Origin of the sequence: Chitinophaga sp. HK235, from assembly GCF_018255755.1 — a bacterium.
In the GTDB taxonomy this organism is placed as follows: Bacteria; Bacteroidota; Bacteroidia; order Chitinophagales; family Chitinophagaceae; genus Chitinophaga.
The window spans coordinates 4,249,959-4,266,347 of the sequence record NZ_CP073766.1 but is presented as its reverse complement, the minus strand read 5'-3'; the positions used below and the strand labels follow the sequence as shown (position 1 = coordinate 4,266,347).

The following is a 16,389-nucleotide window of genomic DNA, read 5'->3' as shown; positions in this document are numbered from 1 at the left end:
GTGTGCAAATTTACAAATTTTGGGATTGGGTGAGGATTATCTTTGCAGGACGTTTAAAATTCAGTAAAAGTACGCAGGCTAATGTTGGCAAAGGCTATTTATAATACAGGGATTCAATTGTACAAGGCAGGTGTCTGCCTGGCAGCCATGGGTGGCAAAAAAAAGGCATCTTTATGGCTGAAAGGCCGCCAGGACTGGCAAACACGGATGAGGCAGGCCGGCCTGGGCCAGCATCCGGTCATCTGGATACATGCTGCCTCCCTGGGAGAGTTTGAACAGGGCAGGCCTGTACTGGAAGCACTACGCCTCCGTTACCCCGGCTATAAAATTTTGTTAACATTTTTTTCGCCCTCCGGATATGAGGTCAGGAAAGACTATCCCGGTGCCGATTATGTGTTTTATCTGCCCCTCGATACCCGCCGTAATGCACGCGACTTCGCAGATATCGTAAAACCTTCGCTGGCCATTTTTGTCAAGTACGAATTCTGGTACCATCTCCTCACGGAGCTGTATATACGAAAAATACCCGTTCTGCTCGTGTCCGGTATCTTCCGCCAGGACCAGCTTTTCTTCAAAGGTTATGGCGGTATGTTCAAACAGCTGCTGCTACAGCTGACCCACCTCTTCGTACAAAATCAAAATTCGCTGGAACTGCTGAAAGGAATTGGTATCCACCATGCCAGCATCAGCGGGGATACCCGGTTCGACAGGGTAGCAGCATTGCTGACCGAACAACAGACCTTGCCGCTGATAACACAGTTTGCCGGCCATGATAAGCTGTTGGTTGCCGGTAGCACCTGGCCCGAAGATGAACAGCTGCTGGCTGCCTGGTGGCAACAATCATCTCATCCCGGCCTGAAACTGATCATCGCCCCCCATGAGATTCACGAAGGACATATACGGCAAGTGAAAACATTTTTCCCCCAAGCGGTCACCTATTCAGCATTAAAAGCCGGAACTGCTGATCCCAATGCAACTGTTCTGATCATAGATAATATCGGAATGCTGACCACCTTATACCGGTACGCTAATATTACCTATGTAGGTGGCGGATTCGGGAAAGATGGTATCCACAACCTGTTGGAGCCTGCCGCATACAGCAAACCCGTTATTATAGGCCCTGAATACAGCAAATACTTTGAGGCAGTAGAGCTGGTGGCCCTGCATGGGGCGCTGGTAGTGCCGGAGCTGACTAACCTGCAGGACTATATGAATTTACTGCTGAATGATCCGGAGTTTTATGGGAAAACCGCTTCCATAGCCGGAAACTATGTAAAGGACAATAAAGGGGCTACCGAAAAGATATTACAATATATTCAGGAGAAACGTTTCCTGAGCAAGGAATAGAAATGTTTTACCAGGTGATGGTCATCCTGCCATCCCTGTATGATCTTTATCTCCCGCTGTATCCAATAATCCGCTTCCTGCAGGGTGCTGCATTCGTTGATGGTTTTCACCGAACGTTCATAAAGATCGGTGTCTCCCCGGAACAGTTCCTGGATAAACTGGTACTTGTCGTTGATGCCGATAGCGCTGCGCAGGTCTTTTACCGGCATTTCGCCCAGTTTCTGGGCTACCTCCGGCTGTTGCTGACGAAAACGGTCATTGAGGGAAGTACCGCTGTTGTTGCCTACCAGTTCGTTGAGGTCTTTGCGGAGAGCGTGTGTGTCCGGCTCATAACTGTTTTTAACAGCAGTGATGGTGTCTACCTGGTCAAACAGTGTAGCGGGAACCGGTTTTTTTTCAGGAGCCGGAGACTCTTTGAAAAATGGCTCCAGCAAGGGTTCCCGGACAGGGGCAGGTATTTCCTGCGGTTCGGGTTTGCTGGCCACCGGTGGGGGAGCAGGGCGTGCTATAATCACCAGTTCCGGTTGGGAAGGGGCAGGATCTGCCACCACAGCGGATTGTGGATAACCTGCAGCCGGAACTTCCGGTTTATCTGCCGGTAATGTTGTAGTTTGCGCTGCGGTTGTAACCGGTGCGTTCATCACAGGTTGCTGCATGGGCATAATCACGGCAACGTGTTGTTGTCGCTCCTGAGCCGCCTGCTGGTGTTGTTTGTTACGCATATGCAACACCTCTGCCTGCAACAGCTGTACATAATAGGATATAGCCTGCAGGTCTGCACCGGAATTTTTCAATTCCTGCAACTTCTCAATTAATGCATTTATTTTTTCCATGCCTTAATTGTTAATGCTTAGTGATGGGAATTATTTTAGTTGTATAAAATTAGCGTATTTTAATTAATTAATAATCAAAATAGTACAGTATGTTTATTGAACCTTCTCTTGCAGGAGGACGGAGGGGCTGGATTGAAGTGATTTGCGGCTCTATGTTTTCCGGGAAAACGGAAGAATTGATCCGCCGCCTGAAACGTGCCCGTATCGCCAATTTAAAGGTGGAGATCTTTAAGCCGGTGGTAGATACACGTTATGACGAAGGTAGCATTGTATCGCATGACGAAAATAAAATTGTTTCCACCCCGATAGAAAATTCCCAGCAGATACTGTTGCTGGCGCAGGAAGTGGATGTGGTAGGAATTGATGAGGCCCAGTTTTTTGATGCAGAGTTGCCCAATGTTTGTGATCAGCTGGCATTACGGGGTATCCGTGTGATAGTGGCCGGCCTCGATATGGACTATACCGGCAAACCTTTCGGTCAGATACCCTTTATGCTCGCCAAAGCGGATTATATTACCAAGTTGCACGCCATCTGTGTACGTTGTGGTAATATCGCCAACTATTCCTTCCGCAAATCAGCAGAAACAGAAACGTTGTTGCTGGGGGAAAAAGACTTGTACGAACCCCTTTGCAGGCATTGTTATTACGAAGAGAAAATCAAAAAATAGCTGGAGCCCTTTCCCGTTACCATTGACAACAGTAACGGGAAAGGCTGTATCAGGCGGTTTGTTTAACCTTAAAGGTGAATTTTTTCTGGGTGAGATAACTGAAGATGACCACCAGCGCGGTTGTACAAATCTTACCCACGGTAGGATACAGGTGGATCCTGTCTACAAACAACTTCATCAGGAAGTAGTTGAGCAGGATGCAGATACCTACGAGCACAAAGTAGCGGAACAGTTGCACCCGTCCTCTCAGGTTGGATTCAGAAAAGACTACATATTTACTGAGCAGGAAGCCGGTAGGAAAGGTAACTGCCATTGACATAAAGAGGGCGGCGATATGTGCGCTGATGTCAATAAGTGGCAGATGTACCATTTCTTTCTGCAGCACAAAATTGTAGCATATAAAATATAAAAATATATCCAATACCGTATTACTGCCTCCACAGGCAAGATAGCGGAACGTTTGCCGCGGCATTACCCGGGCAAAAGGCTGGTAGAAGAAATCAATTATCTGTAATATAATCCTGCGTAGCATGATGAAATTGGCGCAAATTTAGTCGTTTTAGGATTTCCGCGGACTGTTTTATTCTTACCTTAACATATTCCTTTTTTTCCAGGCAGATGAGGGCTGAGCATTATTACCGGTCGGTTGTTGTAAAGCTACGTTTTGTTGCTGCCATACCTGTGCAGCCAATACTGCAGCGAGTTTTTCTATCTCCGGACGCTCTTCCAGCAAGGCTTGCGGCGTATAATATTTATTGATAAAATTGGTATCAAAACGACCTTCAATAAAAGCAGGTTGTTGCAGTGCCCAGTGTCCGAAAGGCAGCGTGGTGCGGATACCTTTCACCTGATATTCTTCGATGGCCCGCAGCAGGCGGTGGCGAGCCTCTTCCCGGTTGCTACCCCAGGCAATCAGTTTGGCGATCATAGGATCGTAGAAAATAGGAATATCCATACCCTGTTCGTAGCCATCATCTACCCGTACGCCATAACCCTGTGGACGGATATAGGTTTCCAGGCGACCAGTGTCCGGCAGGAAGTTGTTGGCCGGATCTTCGGCGCATATACGCAGTTCTATGGCGTGTCCGTTGATGGTGAGGCTTTCCTGGGTAAAGGATAGTTTTTCCCCACGGGCTACCTTTATCTGCTCTTTTACCAGGTCCAGGCCGGTGATCAGCTCTGTTACCGGATGTTCTACCTGCAGACGGGTATTCATTTCCAGGAAATAAAAATTCAGCTGTTCATCCACCAGGAATTCCACGGTGCCGGCACCATAGTAATTACAGGCTTTGGCCACATCTACGGCACATTGTCCCATAGCGGCGCGGATGGCCGGAGTAAGCACGGACGAAGGAGCTTCTTCTATCAGTTTCTGGTGGCGTCGTTGTATAGAACATTCTCTCTCAAAGAGATATACGCAGTTGCCATGGTGGTCACCCAGTATCTGTATTTCGATATGCCGGGGAGAGCCTACATATTTTTCTATAAATACGGCATCGTCGCCAAAGGCGCTTCTGGCTTCACTTTTGGCCAGCCGTATCTGTTCTTCCAGTTCTTCGGGAGCATTGACCACCCGCATACCTTTACCACCACCGCCGGCGGAGGCTTTGATCAGGATAGGGAACCCGGTTTTTTTAACTACTTCCTGTGCTTCTTCCACACTACGTAGGGGAGTTTCCGTACCAGGCACCATCGGCACTCCAAAGCGCTGGGCGGCCTGTTTGGCGGCCAGTTTGCTACCCATAATCTCTATGGAGGCGGCAGAAGGGCCTATAAAGGTAATACCGGCATCGGTTACCTGTTGGGCAAATTGTGCATTTTCACTCAGAAATCCGTAGCCGGGATGAATGCCGTCGGCTCCTGCGGCTTTGGCCACCTCGATGATCTTCTGCCCCAGCAGATAAGACTGGCTGGAGGGCGCAGGCCCAATACATACCGCTTCATCGGCATATTGTACAAAGGGCATCGTACGATCGGCTTCAGAATAAACAGCAACTGTCTTGATTCCCATCTCACGGGCAGAACGCATAATACGTAAGGCTATTTCTCCACGATTGGCTACCAGGATCTTTTTCATGCAAAAATTTTAACAAGCAGCTAATATACGAGATTTACGATTGATAGATTTACGATTTATGGATTTGGCGATGTGGACATACTTTTTGCGTATTCGTGTTGAATTCATATCCCTAAATCTCTAAATCCCTAAATCCTAATTCGTACCTTCGCCCCCTGTATGAAAAATACCGTCCACCAAATATTTACCCTGGTAAAAAAAGACCTGGTACTGGAGCTTCGCCAGCAATATGCTTTTTATGGCGTGTTACTGTATATTATCTCTACTGTGTTTGTGATCAATCTGATGATGGGCAAACCGGATGATAAGCTCTGGAATGCTCTTTTCTGGGTAATCCAGTTGTTTGTGGCGGTAAATGCCATTGCCAAAAGCTTTATGCAGGAAAACAGGGGACGGCTGCTGTACTTTTATTCGCTGGTATCTCCGCGGGCTTTCATTGCGGCCAAACTTATCTATAATGTGATCCTGATGATGCTGATGAGCCTGATCGCCCTGGTCTGCAGTTTTATGTTCCTGGGTAATCCGCTCACCAATACCTTTTATTTTGTGGGCATCGTGTTGCTGGGTGGTACCAGCCTGAGTCTGCTTTTTACAGTACTGGCGGCTATTGCAGCCCAGGCCAACCATAACGCTGCCCTGATGGCGGTGATGGGTTTCCCGCTGATGATGCCCATGCTGATGTTGCTGGCCAATGTTTCTCTCTCTGCCTTTGTAACGGTATATCAGCCCGGACTCCCCAAAATGTTTTTCCTGCTGGGCGGTATGGACATCCTTATCATCGCTTTGACCATGGTACTGTTCCCTTTCCTGTGGAAAGACTGATTTTGAAATATCGAAATATTTCGGGTACTTATATAAACGGATTTTAACGGGTTATTCATGATATTGGATAAACTTAAAATCGCGTAAAATCTTTGCGATTAAGGATAAAACGTGTAGGTTTGCCCCGGAATATAGCTGTTAAAAATGGCCAGACATTGGTGGAAAGCATTAGCGATACTGCTGCTGATTTACGTAATTATCGCCGGGTTCACTATTAAGATACCGATCATAGGGACCAATGGACAATCATCCCGTGGATTGTTTTTTCATGTGCCAATGTGGATATGTATGTATACCATGTTCACCATCTCCGTTGTCAATTCCCTGCTCTTCCTGTCAAAATATGATCTTAAAAGAGATGTATATGCCTCCAGCGCTGCGCGGGTAGGCACCTTTTTTGGCGTGCTGGGATTTGCAACAGGCTCTTTATGGGCCACCTACACCTGGGGAGGCACCCTCACGGATGATCCTAAACAGATGTGTACTGCCATCGCCATCCTGATTTATATGGCCTACCTGGTATTGCGCATCTCTATTCATGACATCGACAAAAGGGCCCGCATCTCCGCGGTCTTCAACATTTTCGCTTTTGCCCTGCTCATCCCGCTGACCTATATCATCCCGCGCATGGTTGACTCCTTGCATCCGGGCAGTGCTACCACACCGGGCTTTGCTTCAAAGGATACCGATGGTGGTATGAAAATGGTGCTGTATCCTGCCTTCATCGGCTGGACCCTCCTGAGTGTATGGATCTATACCCTCGTGGTTCGCTACAAGAAATTAGAGCTTAAAAATATTTTTAAATGATCAACAAAGCGTTTTCATGCTGCCTGACACTCACCCTGTTACTGGTGTCTGTACTGGCAAATGCTCAACAACAGGATACAGAGTCAGGGGCCGTTAATCAGTTTTTTCGCAGCAATGGTAAAATATATGTGATCGTTGGCGTTTTGGTGATCATCTTCCTGGGAATCATATTATTCCTCATCAACCTGGACAGAAAAATTACCAGGCTGGAGCAGCGGGAAAAAAATAATCCGTGATAATCTAATCATTATACCAAAACAATACATATTATGTCGCAAGATCAGCATTATAGCTTTTTCCAGAGTGTGGAAAGAAGTTTCGACAAAGCCGCTGTATTCACCAGATGGGACAAGGGTATCCTGGAGCAGATCAAAGCCTGCAATGCCGTTTACCAGATCAAGTTCCCGGTAAGGATCGGCGATACCGTTCAGGTAATTGAAGCTTATCGTGTACAGCACTCTCACCACAAACTGCCTTGTAAAGGTGGTATCCGCTTCAGCGATGAAGTAAACCAGGATGAGGTAATGGCACTGGCTTCCCTGATGACCTACAAATGCGCGATTGTAAACGTGCCTTTCGGTGGTGCTAAAGGTGGTCTTAAAATCAATCCCCGTAACTATACTCCTTTCCAGCTGGAAGCTATCACCCGTCGTTATACTGCGGAACTGGTAAAGAAAAACTTTATCGGCCCCGGCACCGACGTTCCTGCTCCTGACTACGGTACCGGTGAAAGAGAAATGAGCTGGATACTGGATACCTACATGAGCCTCCGTCCAGGTGAAATCGACGGCTACGGCTGTGTTACTGGTAAACCAGTATCTCAGGGCGGTGTACGCGGACGTACAGAAGCTACCGGCCTCGGTGTATTCTACGGCCTGCGCGAACTGTGCAACATTAAGGAAGATATGGACCGTCTGGGCCTGTCTACCGGTATCGAAGGCAAAAGAGTAGTGGTACAGGGTATGGGTAACGTAGGATATCACGCTGCCAAATACTTCCACGAAGCAGGTGCTAAAGTGATCTGCCTCATCGAATGGGATGGCGCAATCTTCAACGAAAACGGCCTGGATCCTGATGCTGTGCTGAAACACAAAAAAGCAACCGGCTCCATCATCAACTTCCCCGGTTCAGCTAACCTGAATAAAAATACCGACGGTCTGGAACTGGAATGCGAAATCCTGATCCCTGCCGCACTGGAGAATGTGATCGATAAACACAATGCTCCCAATATCAAGGCAAAAATCATCGGTGAAGCCGCCAACGGCCCACTGACACCGGAAGCAGACGAAATCCTGAACAAAAAAGGCGTGATCGTAGTACCTGACATGTTCCTCAACGCAGGTGGTGTAACCGTTTCCTACTTCGAATGGTTGAAAAACCTGAGCCACGTACGTTATGGCCGTCTGGGCAAACGCTTCGATGAAAACATGAATATCCACATTCTGCAAACCATCGAAGAACTGACCGGTAAAAAAGTATCTGATAAAGAAAGAAAATTCATCGCACACGGTGCAGATGAAGTGGATCTGGTTTACTCCGGTCTGGAAGAAACCATGCACGCCGCTCTCCACGAAGTACGCGATGTAATGATGGCCAACCCGCAGATCCACGATATGCGTACCGCTGCTTACGTAGTAGCCATCAACAAAGTAGGTGCCGCTTACGAGCAACTGGGTATCTTCCCTTGATAATTTTCTTCAGTTATTTATTAGCTATTTATACATGCAGCGAAGATCTTCACGGATTTTCGCTGCATTTTTATTTCAGCCCTGTCAGAAGGAGGGGATTTCTTCCAGGAACACCCACCTTTGTTCGGCAGGCCGGTAAGTGCAGCAAAAGGTATGAAGACCGTTGGTCATCACCAGATAGGTCGCAGGAATTACCATATGATAACGGACAACCTGCTCCAGTGTTTGCTGGGTAATGGGCACGTTCATTTCCTTACATTCCACCAGCATCCAGGGTTCCATCCGGCGGTTGTAGATAACGATGTCGAACCGTTTTTTCAATTCTCCCAGCATGATTTCTTTTTCTATGCCTATCAGGGAAGATGGATAGGACAGGGTTTTGACGAGATAGTTGAGAAAATTCTGTCTTACCCACTCTTCCGGTGTCAATCGGACATACTTCTTCCGGTAGCGGTCAAAGATCAGCTCTTTGTCCTGCTCCCGGCTGATCCTGAAGTCCGGTGGCGGAAAGTTAATGGTAATCAATACTAGAATATTTGATGAGTGCGAAGATAGGGGGATAATATGGAGAATAGCGAATAAAACCCTATATTTGCGTGTCAAAAGGCTATGAAGACAAAAGAAGAAATTGTAGCTAATTGGCTTCCCCGCTACACAGGAGAAAAACTCGAGCACTTCGGGTCTCACATCCTCCTCACCAACTTCAGTAATTATCTCACCATGTTTGCCGAATGGAACAACGTAGAAATCGTTGGGGTGGGAAAACCTATGCAATGCGCCACTGCCGGCGATATTACCATTATTAACTTTGGTATGGGTAGCCCCGGTGCCGCTACCGTAATGGACCTGCTGAGCGCCATCTCACCTAAAGCGGTATTGTTTCTGGGTAAATGCGGCGGACTGAAAAAGAAAAACGCCATCGGCGATCTGATACTGCCTATTGCGGCTATCCGCGGTGAGGGTACCTCCAACGACTATTTCCCTCCTGAAGTGCCGGCACTGCCTGCATTTGCGCTGCAAAAAGCGATCTCTACCACCATCCGTGAACAGGGCTTTGACTATTGGACCGGTACCTGCTATACTACCAACCGCCGGGTATGGGAACATGATGCAGAATTCAAACAATACCTGGAACGTATAAGGGCCATGGCGGTAGATATGGAAACTGCCACCATCTTCTCCGTTGGATTTTATAACAAAATTCCTACCGGTGCCCTGTTACTGGTTTCTGACCAGCCGATGATTCCGGAAGGTGTTAAAACGGAAGAAAGCGACAAAAAAGTGACCACCCGGTTTGTGGAACGTCACCTGAAAATCGGTATCGAATCGCTGCAGAAGCTGATCGAAAGTCACCAGACTGTTAAGCACCTGCGTTTTTAGAATTGTTGTATCTTCCAGCCATGCATTCAACCCGGCTAGAGATACAAGACATGGAAGTCACCTTCCAGGCACATGATAAAACCGTTAAGGCTGTAAACCAACTGAACCTGTCTGTAGGCAGGGGCGAGATCATAGGGGTAGTGGGAGAATCCGGTTCTGGTAAATCGGTGACCTCCCTCTCCGTGATGCGTCTGATACAGGCGCCGGGAAAGATCTCGCATGGGAAAATCATCTATCACCATGCAGATGGCAGGGCTACAGACCTGGTAACACTGTCTGATACTGCTATGCGGGCCTATCGTGGCAATGAGATTGCCATGATTTTTCAGGAGCCCATGACCTCCCTCAATCCGTTACATACCTGTGGCGCACAGGTCACAGAAGCCATCCGGCTGCACAAAGGTGTTTCGTCGAAAGAAGCCCGTGAGCAGGCGGTTGCGCTATTTACCCGGGTAAAGCTCCCCAACCCGGCCACTATCATGGACCGTTATCCGCATGAACTGTCCGGCGGACAAAAACAGCGGGTGATGATCGCCATGGCCATTTCCTGTGAACCCCGCCTGTTGATTGCCGACGAGCCTACTACCGCATTGGACGTGACGGTACAGAAAGCCATCCTGTTGCTGCTTAAAGAGCTGCAACAACAGATGGACATGAGTGTATTGTTTATCACGCACGATCTGGGTGTAGTAGCTGAACTGGCAGAGCGGGTGGTGGTGATGTATAAAGGTAATATCGTGGAAGAGGGTCCGGTTCAACAGGTATTTCTTCATCCGCAGCATCCTTATACCAAGGGGCTGCTGGCCTGCCGGCCTCCGCTGGACAAGCGGCTGTCGCGTCTGCCGGTGACCCGTGATTTTATGGAAACGGATGCCGAAGGCCGTATACAGGAGAAAGCCGGGGCCGTAGCAGAAGTGGTGAATGCCCTGGTGGTGAGCGAAGCAGCTCAGCAGGCACGGCACGCGCAACTGGCCGCTGCCAGTCCTCTGCTGGAAGTACATGGTCTGCAGACCTGGTTTCCGGTGAAAAAAAGCATTACCGGTAAAGTATTGGAATGGTACAAGGCGGTAGATGATGTCAGCTTTTCTGTTGTCAGTGGGGAAACGCTGGGACTGGTAGGAGAGTCGGGATGTGGCAAAACCACGCTGGGCAGATCTCTTTTACGGTTGATAGAACCAACCGGCGGGAGTATTGTTTATAAAGGGCAGGACTTACGGAGTTTGTCGTCTGCAGGGATGCGGGCGCTGCGTAAGGATATGCAGCTCATCTTTCAGGATCCTTATGCTTCCCTGAATCCGCGGAAGTCAGTAGGGGCGGCTATCCTGGAGCCGATGCAGGTACATGGGCTTTATGGCGATGAGCGGCTGCAGCGGGAAAAGGTGATGGAGCTGCTGGAAAAGGTGAACCTGCTGCCGGAACATTTTAACCGCTACCCGCATGAGTTTTCCGGTGGACAACGTCAGCGGGTGGTGATAGCCAGGGCGCTGGCGGTTGATCCATCGTTTATTATCTGTGATGAATCGGTGGCGGCGCTGGATGTGAGTGTACAGGCGCAAGTGCTGAACCTGCTGATCCGGTTGCGGGAAGAGTTTGGCTTCAGCTGTATTTTTATTTCGCATGATCTGTCGGTGGTGCGTTTTATCAGCGACCGGATGATGGTGATGCAGAAGGGAAAGATAGTGGAGATGGGGCCGGCAGACGAGGTGTACAATCATCCGCAACATCCTTACACACAACAGCTCATTTCAGCCATACCTAAAGGGATTTAATATATAGGTTACTGATTATAATGATTATAGGTCATTTTTTGACGGAATAAGGAATAATCAGTACCTTTGCAGACTCTAAAATTTTTTATTCATACCGTAATATGAAACTATCACAGTTCAAATTCGATCTCCCTTTAAACCTGATCGCACAGCACCCTTCCAAGACAAGAGATGAATCACGCTTAATGGTGGTAAATCGCGTTACCGGAAAAATTGAACACAAAGTATTCAAAGACATCCTGGGTTATTTTAATGATAAGGATGTGATGATTGTGAACAATACCAAGGTATTTCCTGCAAGGTTATATGGTCGTAAGGAAAAGACGGGAGCCAAAATTGAGGTTTTCCTGCTGCGTGAGCTGAACAAGCAAAATCGCCTGTGGGACGTAATTGTTGACCCGGCACGTAAGATCCGCGTAGGCAACAAATTGTATTTTGGTGACGACGAGTCACTGGTAGCGGAAGTGATTGACAATACTACTTCAAGAGGCCGTACCATCCGTTTCTTATTCGAAGGCAATGATGATGAGTTCAAACAGGTGCTCGACACCCTGGGTGAAACACCGCTGCCTAAGTATATCAAACGTAAACCGGAAGAAGAAGACAAGGAACGTTATCAGACCGTTTACGCCAAATACGAAGGCGCTGTGGCAGCACCTACTGCTGGTCTGCACTTCAGCCGTGAGTTGATCAAACGTCTGGAAATCAAAGGAGTGAAATTTGCAGAAGTAACGCTGCACACTGGTTTGGGCACTTTCCGTCCTATCGAAGTGGAAGACCTGAGCAAACACAAAATGGATGCTGAGTATTTCCTCATCGACGAACATGCCGTGAAAGTGGTGAACAAAGCCAAGGAAGAAAACCGCAGAATCTGCGCGATCGGTACTACCTCCGTACGTGCCGTAGAATCTTCCGTAACGGCGCAGAACCTCCTGAAAGCGGCAGAAGGCTGGACCAACACCTTTATCCATCCTCCTTACGATTTCGCGATTCCAAATGCGTTGGTGACCAACTTCCACCTGCCGAAAACAAGTCTGTTGATCATGACCTGCGCGTTTGCAGGATACGACCTGATCATGGAAGCTTATCAGCAGGCCATCAAAGAAAAATACCGTTTCTTCAGCTATGGCGACGCCATGCTGATTATCTGATAACGACGGATTACAGTTATTGACCTGGATGCCTGAGAGAAGAGTGACTGAAATAATTATTTCGCACTGGTCTTCACTCAGGCATTCTTGATTTAAATACAGTAGTACGTATTCCTTTTTATGGAGAGAAAAAAGATAGCTATCATTGTTGCCGGCGGCTCCGGAACCAGGATGCAGAGTACCGTTCCCAAACAGTTTCTCGACCTGGCTGGCAGGCCGGTATTGTACTATACCATTACTGCTTTTGCCCAGGCCTACCCCGATATGGAAATTGTGCTGGTATTACCGGAAAACCATATCAGCCAGGCCAATCATCTATTACAGTCATTTGAGGATATGCCGGCCATAACGATCGTGAAAGGAGGGGAGACCCGCTTCCATTCAGTAAAGAACGGGCTGCAGCAGGTGAAGGACAATGCGGTGGTGTTTGTACATGATGGGGTAAGGCCGCTGGTGTCCCCTGCGTTGATACGTACCTGTTATGAAGCTGCATTAAGCCATGGTAGCGCTATTCCGGCAATTGATATGAAAGACAGTATCCGGGAAGTGTCGGGAGATAAAAATATGGCGGTCAACAGAGACCGTTTCCGGATTATTCAGACGCCGCAGACTTTTCTGTCGGAGCTGATATTGCCGGCTTTTGAACTGCCTTATGATCCTTTGTTTACCGATGAAGCCACTGTGGTGGAGCGTTTGGGGCAGCAGATACATCTGGTGACGGGAGAGGAGTCAAATCTGAAGATTACCAAGCCGCTGGACCTGGTGCTGGCGAAAGCCTTCCTGCAACTGTGATTTTTATGATTTGACTGAGCTCCTGATGTGTTTTGTTGAGCACTCAATAAAAGGTATCAGGAGCATCAGCAAAATCACAGTTATATATCGGAGTTTATTTTCTGGAGGATCTGATGGGCCACGTCGAGTGCCTGCAGACCATCTATAGCGTTTACGGCTACGGGTTTGTTTTGCAGGATGGCGTCGCGGAACAGTTCCAGTTCCATACGGATGGCGTTGGATTGTTTTACCTCCGGATTATCGATAGCAATGGTTTTTTTGCCGCTGTTGGTTTCGATATCGAGGGTAAAGAGGCCTTCGTCTTCCGGTGTTTTTAATTTGATGATCTCTGATTTTTTATCCAGGAAGTCGATGCCGATATAGGCGTCTTTCTGGAACAGGCGCATTTTGCGCATTTTTTTCAGGGAGATGCGGCTGGAGGTGAGATTGGCTACACAGCCATTATGGAATTCGATGCGTACGTTGGCGATATCGGGAGTATCACTCATAACGGCCACACCGCTGGCGGAGATACGGCTTACGGTAGACTTTACGATACTGAGTACGATATCGATATCATGGATCATGAGGTCGAGTATCACGCTTACATCGGTGCCGCGCGGGTTGAATTCTGCCAGGCGGTGTACTTCGATGAACATGGGTTTCAGATCATAGCCTTTCAGGGCGAGGAAGGCGGGGTTGAAACGCTCCACGTGTCCTACCTGGAATTTGATATTGGCTTCATCTACCAGCTTTACCAGTGTTTTGGCTTCCTCCATGGTGTTGGTCATGGGTTTCTCCACAAAGATGTGTTTACCATTGCGGATGGCCAGTTCACATAACTTGAAGTGCAGGGTGGTAGGGGCTACAATATCGATAGCGTCTACTGCCATGATCAGTTCTTCCGGTGTCTCAAACCGGGGGATATTGTATTGCTCTGCTACGCTGGCGGCGTTGGCATTGCTGGGATCGTAGAAGCCTACTACCTCTACATCTTTCATGGTGGAAAGTTGTGAGAGGTGTATTTTACCGAGATGTCCTACCCCGAAGAGTCCTATTTTGAGCATATTGGATCTTAATAAATAAATGCGAAAGTAAAGACATTTGGTTATTTTTTGACTTTTATATCACACCTTCTTCCACGAGGCTGCAGTAGCCTGTTTCTGAAACGATGATATGATCGAGGACGTCGATATCGAAGAGCTGACCGAGTTCTTTTATTTTGAGGGTGATCCTTATATCGGCCTGGCTGGGGCGCAGGCTGCCGGAGGGGTGGTTGTGGCAGAGGAGCAGCTTACAGGCCTGTGCTTCCAGGGCTTCCCGGAATATGATGCGGGTGTCTACTACGGTGCTGGTCATGCCGCCGGTGCTGATACAGCGGTAATGCAGCACTTTGTTGGCCTGATTGAGGAACATCACATAAAAGGCTTCGAAGTATTGGTCTGCCAGGAGGGGTTTAAAAAAGAGGGCTGCATCGGAACCGGCACGGATGACGGTTTTTTTGTGGATGAAGCCTGCCTGCCGGCGCCGGGCGAGCTCCATGGCGGCCAGGATGGTAACAGCTTTGGCACTGCCCATGCCTCTGAGCTTTTGCAGCTTCCTGGCATTGATCCTACCCAGTTCGGAGAGGTTGTTGTGTGCCAGCTGCAATACTTCCCGGGCCAGGTCCAGTGCTGACTTGCTCTTATGGCCGGTATGAAGGAGGATGGCGAGTAGCTCTGTGTCGGTGAGGGCGGAAGGGCCGCTGTTAAGCAGTTTCTCCCGTGGTTTTTCAGTATCTGCCCAATGGCGTATGGCCACATGGGACTGTGTTTTCGGGCTAACAAACATACTTCGGGGTATTTCTCCAAATATAAATCACCCTTTCGAATCTTTTTTCATTTCTCCCCACATTTTTTCCATTTCCCGGTATTACTTCCTTTATGAAGAAAATGTTATTTCCTGCCGGAAAAAGTTTTAAATAAAAAATGAAAATTATTCCTCCTTATTTATTTAATATGTGGTTATTATGAATTCTGTTTTTTGTGTATAAGATATTTGAATGAAAAAATTTTCGTGCTGGTAGCCCCAAAAATCATAGTTTTGCCACCTCTTTTCTACTAGTATCAGCAGTATGCAACCTTCAGTAAAAATCTTCACAGGCAACAGTAATCCAGCGTTGGCCGAGAAAATTGCCAAAAGATATGGCAATGGCCTCAACAGCATTGGTAAATTAAAAATTCAGAAGTTCAGTGATGGCGAGTTTCAGCCCGTTTTCCTGGAAAGTATCCGTGGTGACTATGTTTTTCTTGTGCAGGGTACCAATGCCCCTTCAGATAACCTGATGGAGCTGCTGTTGATGATCGACGCGGCCAAGCGTGCATCAGCAGGGTATATTACCGCTGTGATCCCTTATTTCGGGTTTGCGCGGCAGGACAGGAAGGACAAACCCAGGGTAGCGATCGGGTCTAAACTGGTGGCCAATCTGCTGACTTCAGCAGGCGCGAATAGAGTGATTACCATGGATTTGCACGCTCCGCAGATTCAGGCGTTCTTCGATATCCCGGTAGATCACCTGGACAGTTCTGCTATTTTTATTCCCTACATTGAGCAATTAAAGCTGGAAAATCTTACCTTTGCGTCCCCTGACGTAGGTAGCACCAATAGGGTGCGTGAAGTGGCGTCCTACTTTAATGCTGAGATGGTTATTTGCGATAAACATCGTAAAAGGGCCAATGAAATAGCATCCATGGTAGTGATCGGTGATGTGAAAGACAGGGACATTGTGCTCATTGACGATATCTGTGATACAGCCGGTACGCTGTCAAAAGCGGCCAACCTGCTGAAGGAAAAAGGAGCCAGAAGCGTACGTGCTTTCTGTACTCATCCGGTTTTCAGCGGTAAAGCGTATGAAAACATTGAGAATTCCGTACTGGAAGAGGTGGTAGTATGTGATACTATTCCTATCCGTCCGGAAAGTTCCAAGGTTAAAGTGGTATCTGTGGCTGACCTGTTTGCAGTGGCCATCCGCAATATGCACGAAAACAAATCCATTACCAGCCTGTTTGTTCACAGTCAGCGCCGGCAATAACAACGT

General features: G+C 47.9%; 17 protein-coding genes. 11 read left to right on the top strand and 6 right to left on the bottom strand.

The window, feature by feature from the left end:
* The first annotated feature begins 81 nt into the window (after nt 1–81).
* Complete coding sequence (locus KD145_RS15555; RefSeq protein ID WP_211999731.1) at nt 82–1,347, top strand: 3-deoxy-D-manno-octulosonic acid transferase; 1,266 nt, start codon at nt 82–84, stop codon at nt 1,345–1,347.
* Here the strand turns inward: KD145_RS15555 and KD145_RS15550 are convergent.
* The gene (locus tag KD145_RS15550) at nt 1,317–2,180 is read right to left on the bottom strand and encodes a hypothetical protein (RefSeq protein ID WP_211999729.1); all 864 of its coding nucleotides are present in this window, start codon (nt 2,178–2,180) and stop codon (nt 1,317–1,319) included. The two genes, KD145_RS15555 and KD145_RS15550, sit on opposite strands and share 31 nt — an antisense overlap.
* Nucleotides 2,181–2,269: 89 nt before the next feature.
* Between KD145_RS15550 and KD145_RS15545 the strand changes: the two genes are divergently transcribed.
* Nucleotides 2,270–2,848, top strand: a complete 579-nt coding sequence (locus KD145_RS15545; protein WP_113617038.1) for a thymidine kinase — start codon at nt 2,270–2,272, stop codon at nt 2,846–2,848.
* Between the two features lie 49 nt (nt 2,849–2,897).
* On the opposite strand, the gene KD145_RS15540 is transcribed toward KD145_RS15545, so the two are convergent.
* Nucleotides 2,898–3,380 (bottom strand): GtrA family protein, encoded by a 483-nt coding sequence (locus tag KD145_RS15540; protein ID WP_211999727.1) that lies wholly within the window; start codon nt 3,378–3,380, stop codon nt 2,898–2,900.
* 54 nt (nt 3,381–3,434) lie between these two features.
* A complete protein-coding gene (gene accC, locus KD145_RS15535; protein WP_211999724.1) occupies nt 3,435–4,925 on the bottom strand; it encodes an acetyl-CoA carboxylase biotin carboxylase subunit in 1,491 nt (496 codons plus the stop codon).
* 159 nt (nt 4,926–5,084) lie between these two features.
* Between accC and KD145_RS15530 the strand changes: the two genes are divergently transcribed.
* The 4 genes from KD145_RS15530 to KD145_RS15515 all read left to right on the top strand — a co-directional run bounded on the left by KD145_RS15530 (nt 5,085) and on the right by KD145_RS15515 (nt 8,242).
* On the top strand, nt 5,085–5,747 hold the full coding sequence (locus KD145_RS15530; RefSeq protein WP_211999722.1) for a heme exporter protein CcmB: 663 nt from the start codon (nt 5,085–5,087) through the stop codon (nt 5,745–5,747).
* Nucleotides 5,748–5,891: 144 nt separating this feature from the next.
* Complete coding sequence (ccsA, locus tag KD145_RS15525) at nt 5,892–6,554, top strand: cytochrome c biogenesis protein CcsA (protein ID WP_211999720.1); 663 nt, start codon at nt 5,892–5,894, stop codon at nt 6,552–6,554.
* Nucleotides 6,551–6,790 carry a CcmD family protein gene (locus KD145_RS15520; protein ID WP_211999713.1) on the top strand — a complete coding sequence of 80 codons (240 nt, stop codon included), beginning with the start codon at nt 6,551–6,553 and terminating at the stop codon, nt 6,788–6,790. Before ccsA ends, KD145_RS15520 begins: the two co-directional genes overlap by 4 nt.
* A gap of 33 nt (nt 6,791–6,823) precedes the next feature.
* Nucleotides 6,824–8,242, top strand: coding sequence for a Glu/Leu/Phe/Val dehydrogenase (locus KD145_RS15515; protein WP_211999710.1), 1,419 nt, complete (start codon nt 6,824–6,826; stop codon nt 8,240–8,242).
* A gap of 84 nt (nt 8,243–8,326) precedes the next feature.
* Here KD145_RS15515 and KD145_RS15510 read toward each other — a convergent pair whose 3' ends face one another.
* Nucleotides 8,327–8,767 carry a type I restriction enzyme HsdR N-terminal domain-containing protein gene (locus KD145_RS15510; protein ID WP_211999708.1) on the bottom strand — a complete coding sequence of 147 codons (441 nt, stop codon included), beginning with the start codon at nt 8,765–8,767 and terminating at the stop codon, nt 8,327–8,329.
* Between the two features lie 84 nt (nt 8,768–8,851).
* On the opposite strand from KD145_RS15510, the gene KD145_RS15505 reads away from it, so the two are divergent.
* The 4 genes from KD145_RS15505 (at nt 8,852) to KD145_RS15490 (ending at nt 13,334) form a co-directional block, all read left to right on the top strand.
* The gene (locus tag KD145_RS15505; protein ID WP_211999706.1) at nt 8,852–9,622 is read left to right on the top strand and encodes an AMP nucleosidase; all 771 of its coding nucleotides are present in this window, start codon (nt 8,852–8,854) and stop codon (nt 9,620–9,622) included.
* A 20-nt stretch (nt 9,623–9,642) separates the two neighbouring features.
* Nucleotides 9,643–11,391 carry an ABC transporter ATP-binding protein gene (locus KD145_RS15500; protein WP_211999704.1) on the top strand — a complete coding sequence of 583 codons (1,749 nt, stop codon included), beginning with the start codon at nt 9,643–9,645 and terminating at the stop codon, nt 11,389–11,391.
* Nucleotides 11,392–11,492: 101 nt separating this feature from the next.
* On the top strand, nt 11,493–12,542 hold the full coding sequence (gene queA / locus KD145_RS15495) for a tRNA preQ1(34) S-adenosylmethionine ribosyltransferase-isomerase QueA (RefSeq protein ID WP_113617048.1): 1,050 nt from the start codon (nt 11,493–11,495) through the stop codon (nt 12,540–12,542).
* 120 nt (nt 12,543–12,662) lie between these two features.
* A complete protein-coding gene (locus KD145_RS15490; RefSeq protein ID WP_211999702.1) occupies nt 12,663–13,334 on the top strand; it encodes a 2-C-methyl-D-erythritol 4-phosphate cytidylyltransferase in 672 nt (223 codons plus the stop codon).
* Nucleotides 13,335–13,414: 80 nt separating this feature from the next.
* On the opposite strand, the gene KD145_RS15485 is transcribed toward KD145_RS15490, so the two are convergent.
* Together KD145_RS15485 and radC are read right to left on the bottom strand one after the other, a co-directional pair.
* The gene (locus tag KD145_RS15485; RefSeq protein WP_211999699.1) at nt 13,415–14,380 is read right to left on the bottom strand and encodes a Gfo/Idh/MocA family protein; all 966 of its coding nucleotides are present in this window, start codon (nt 14,378–14,380) and stop codon (nt 13,415–13,417) included.
* A 55-nt stretch (nt 14,381–14,435) separates the two neighbouring features.
* A complete protein-coding gene (radC, locus tag KD145_RS15480; RefSeq protein WP_113619617.1) occupies nt 14,436–15,143 on the bottom strand; it encodes a DNA repair protein RadC in 708 nt (235 codons plus the stop codon).
* A gap of 283 nt (nt 15,144–15,426) precedes the next feature.
* Here radC and KD145_RS15475 point away from each other — a divergent pair, with 283 nt between their 5' ends.
* Nucleotides 15,427–16,383, top strand: a complete 957-nt coding sequence (locus KD145_RS15475) for a ribose-phosphate pyrophosphokinase (protein WP_113617051.1) — start codon at nt 15,427–15,429, stop codon at nt 16,381–16,383.
* Nucleotides 16,384–16,389 lie beyond the last annotated feature (6 nt).

Excerpts from the sequence above, each read along its gene's own strand:
- KD145_RS15555 (WP_211999731.1), top strand. The coding sequence starts at position 82 with ATGTTGGCAAAGGCTATTTATAATACAGGGATTCAATTGTACAAGGCA.
- KD145_RS15550 (WP_211999729.1), bottom strand. The coding sequence starts at position 2,180 with ATGGAAAAAATAAATGCATTAATTGAGAAGTTGCAGGAATTGAAAAAT.
- KD145_RS15545 (WP_113617038.1), top strand. The coding sequence starts at position 2,270 with ATGTTTATTGAACCTTCTCTTGCAGGAGGACGGAGGGGCTGGATTGAA.
- KD145_RS15540 (WP_211999727.1), bottom strand. The coding sequence starts at position 3,380 with ATGCTACGCAGGATTATATTACAGATAATTGATTTCTTCTACCAGCCT.
- accC (WP_211999724.1), bottom strand. The coding sequence starts at position 4,925 with ATGAAAAAGATCCTGGTAGCCAATCGTGGAGAAATAGCCTTACGTATT.
- KD145_RS15530 (WP_211999722.1), top strand. The coding sequence starts at position 5,085 with ATGAAAAATACCGTCCACCAAATATTTACCCTGGTAAAAAAAGACCTG.
- ccsA (WP_211999720.1), top strand. The coding sequence starts at position 5,892 with ATGGCCAGACATTGGTGGAAAGCATTAGCGATACTGCTGCTGATTTAC.
- KD145_RS15520 (WP_211999713.1), top strand. The coding sequence starts at position 6,551 with ATGATCAACAAAGCGTTTTCATGCTGCCTGACACTCACCCTGTTACTG.
- KD145_RS15515 (WP_211999710.1), top strand. The coding sequence starts at position 6,824 with ATGTCGCAAGATCAGCATTATAGCTTTTTCCAGAGTGTGGAAAGAAGT.
- KD145_RS15505 (WP_211999706.1), top strand. The coding sequence starts at position 8,852 with ATGAAGACAAAAGAAGAAATTGTAGCTAATTGGCTTCCCCGCTACACA.
- KD145_RS15500 (WP_211999704.1), top strand. The coding sequence starts at position 9,643 with ATGCATTCAACCCGGCTAGAGATACAAGACATGGAAGTCACCTTCCAG.
- queA (WP_113617048.1), top strand. The coding sequence starts at position 11,493 with ATGAAACTATCACAGTTCAAATTCGATCTCCCTTTAAACCTGATCGCA.
- KD145_RS15490 (WP_211999702.1), top strand. The coding sequence starts at position 12,663 with ATGGAGAGAAAAAAGATAGCTATCATTGTTGCCGGCGGCTCCGGAACC.
- KD145_RS15485 (WP_211999699.1), bottom strand. The coding sequence starts at position 14,380 with ATGCTCAAAATAGGACTCTTCGGGGTAGGACATCTCGGTAAAATACAC.
- radC (WP_113619617.1), bottom strand. The coding sequence starts at position 15,143 with ATGTTTGTTAGCCCGAAAACACAGTCCCATGTGGCCATACGCCATTGG.
- KD145_RS15475 (WP_113617051.1), top strand. The coding sequence starts at position 15,427 with ATGCAACCTTCAGTAAAAATCTTCACAGGCAACAGTAATCCAGCGTTG.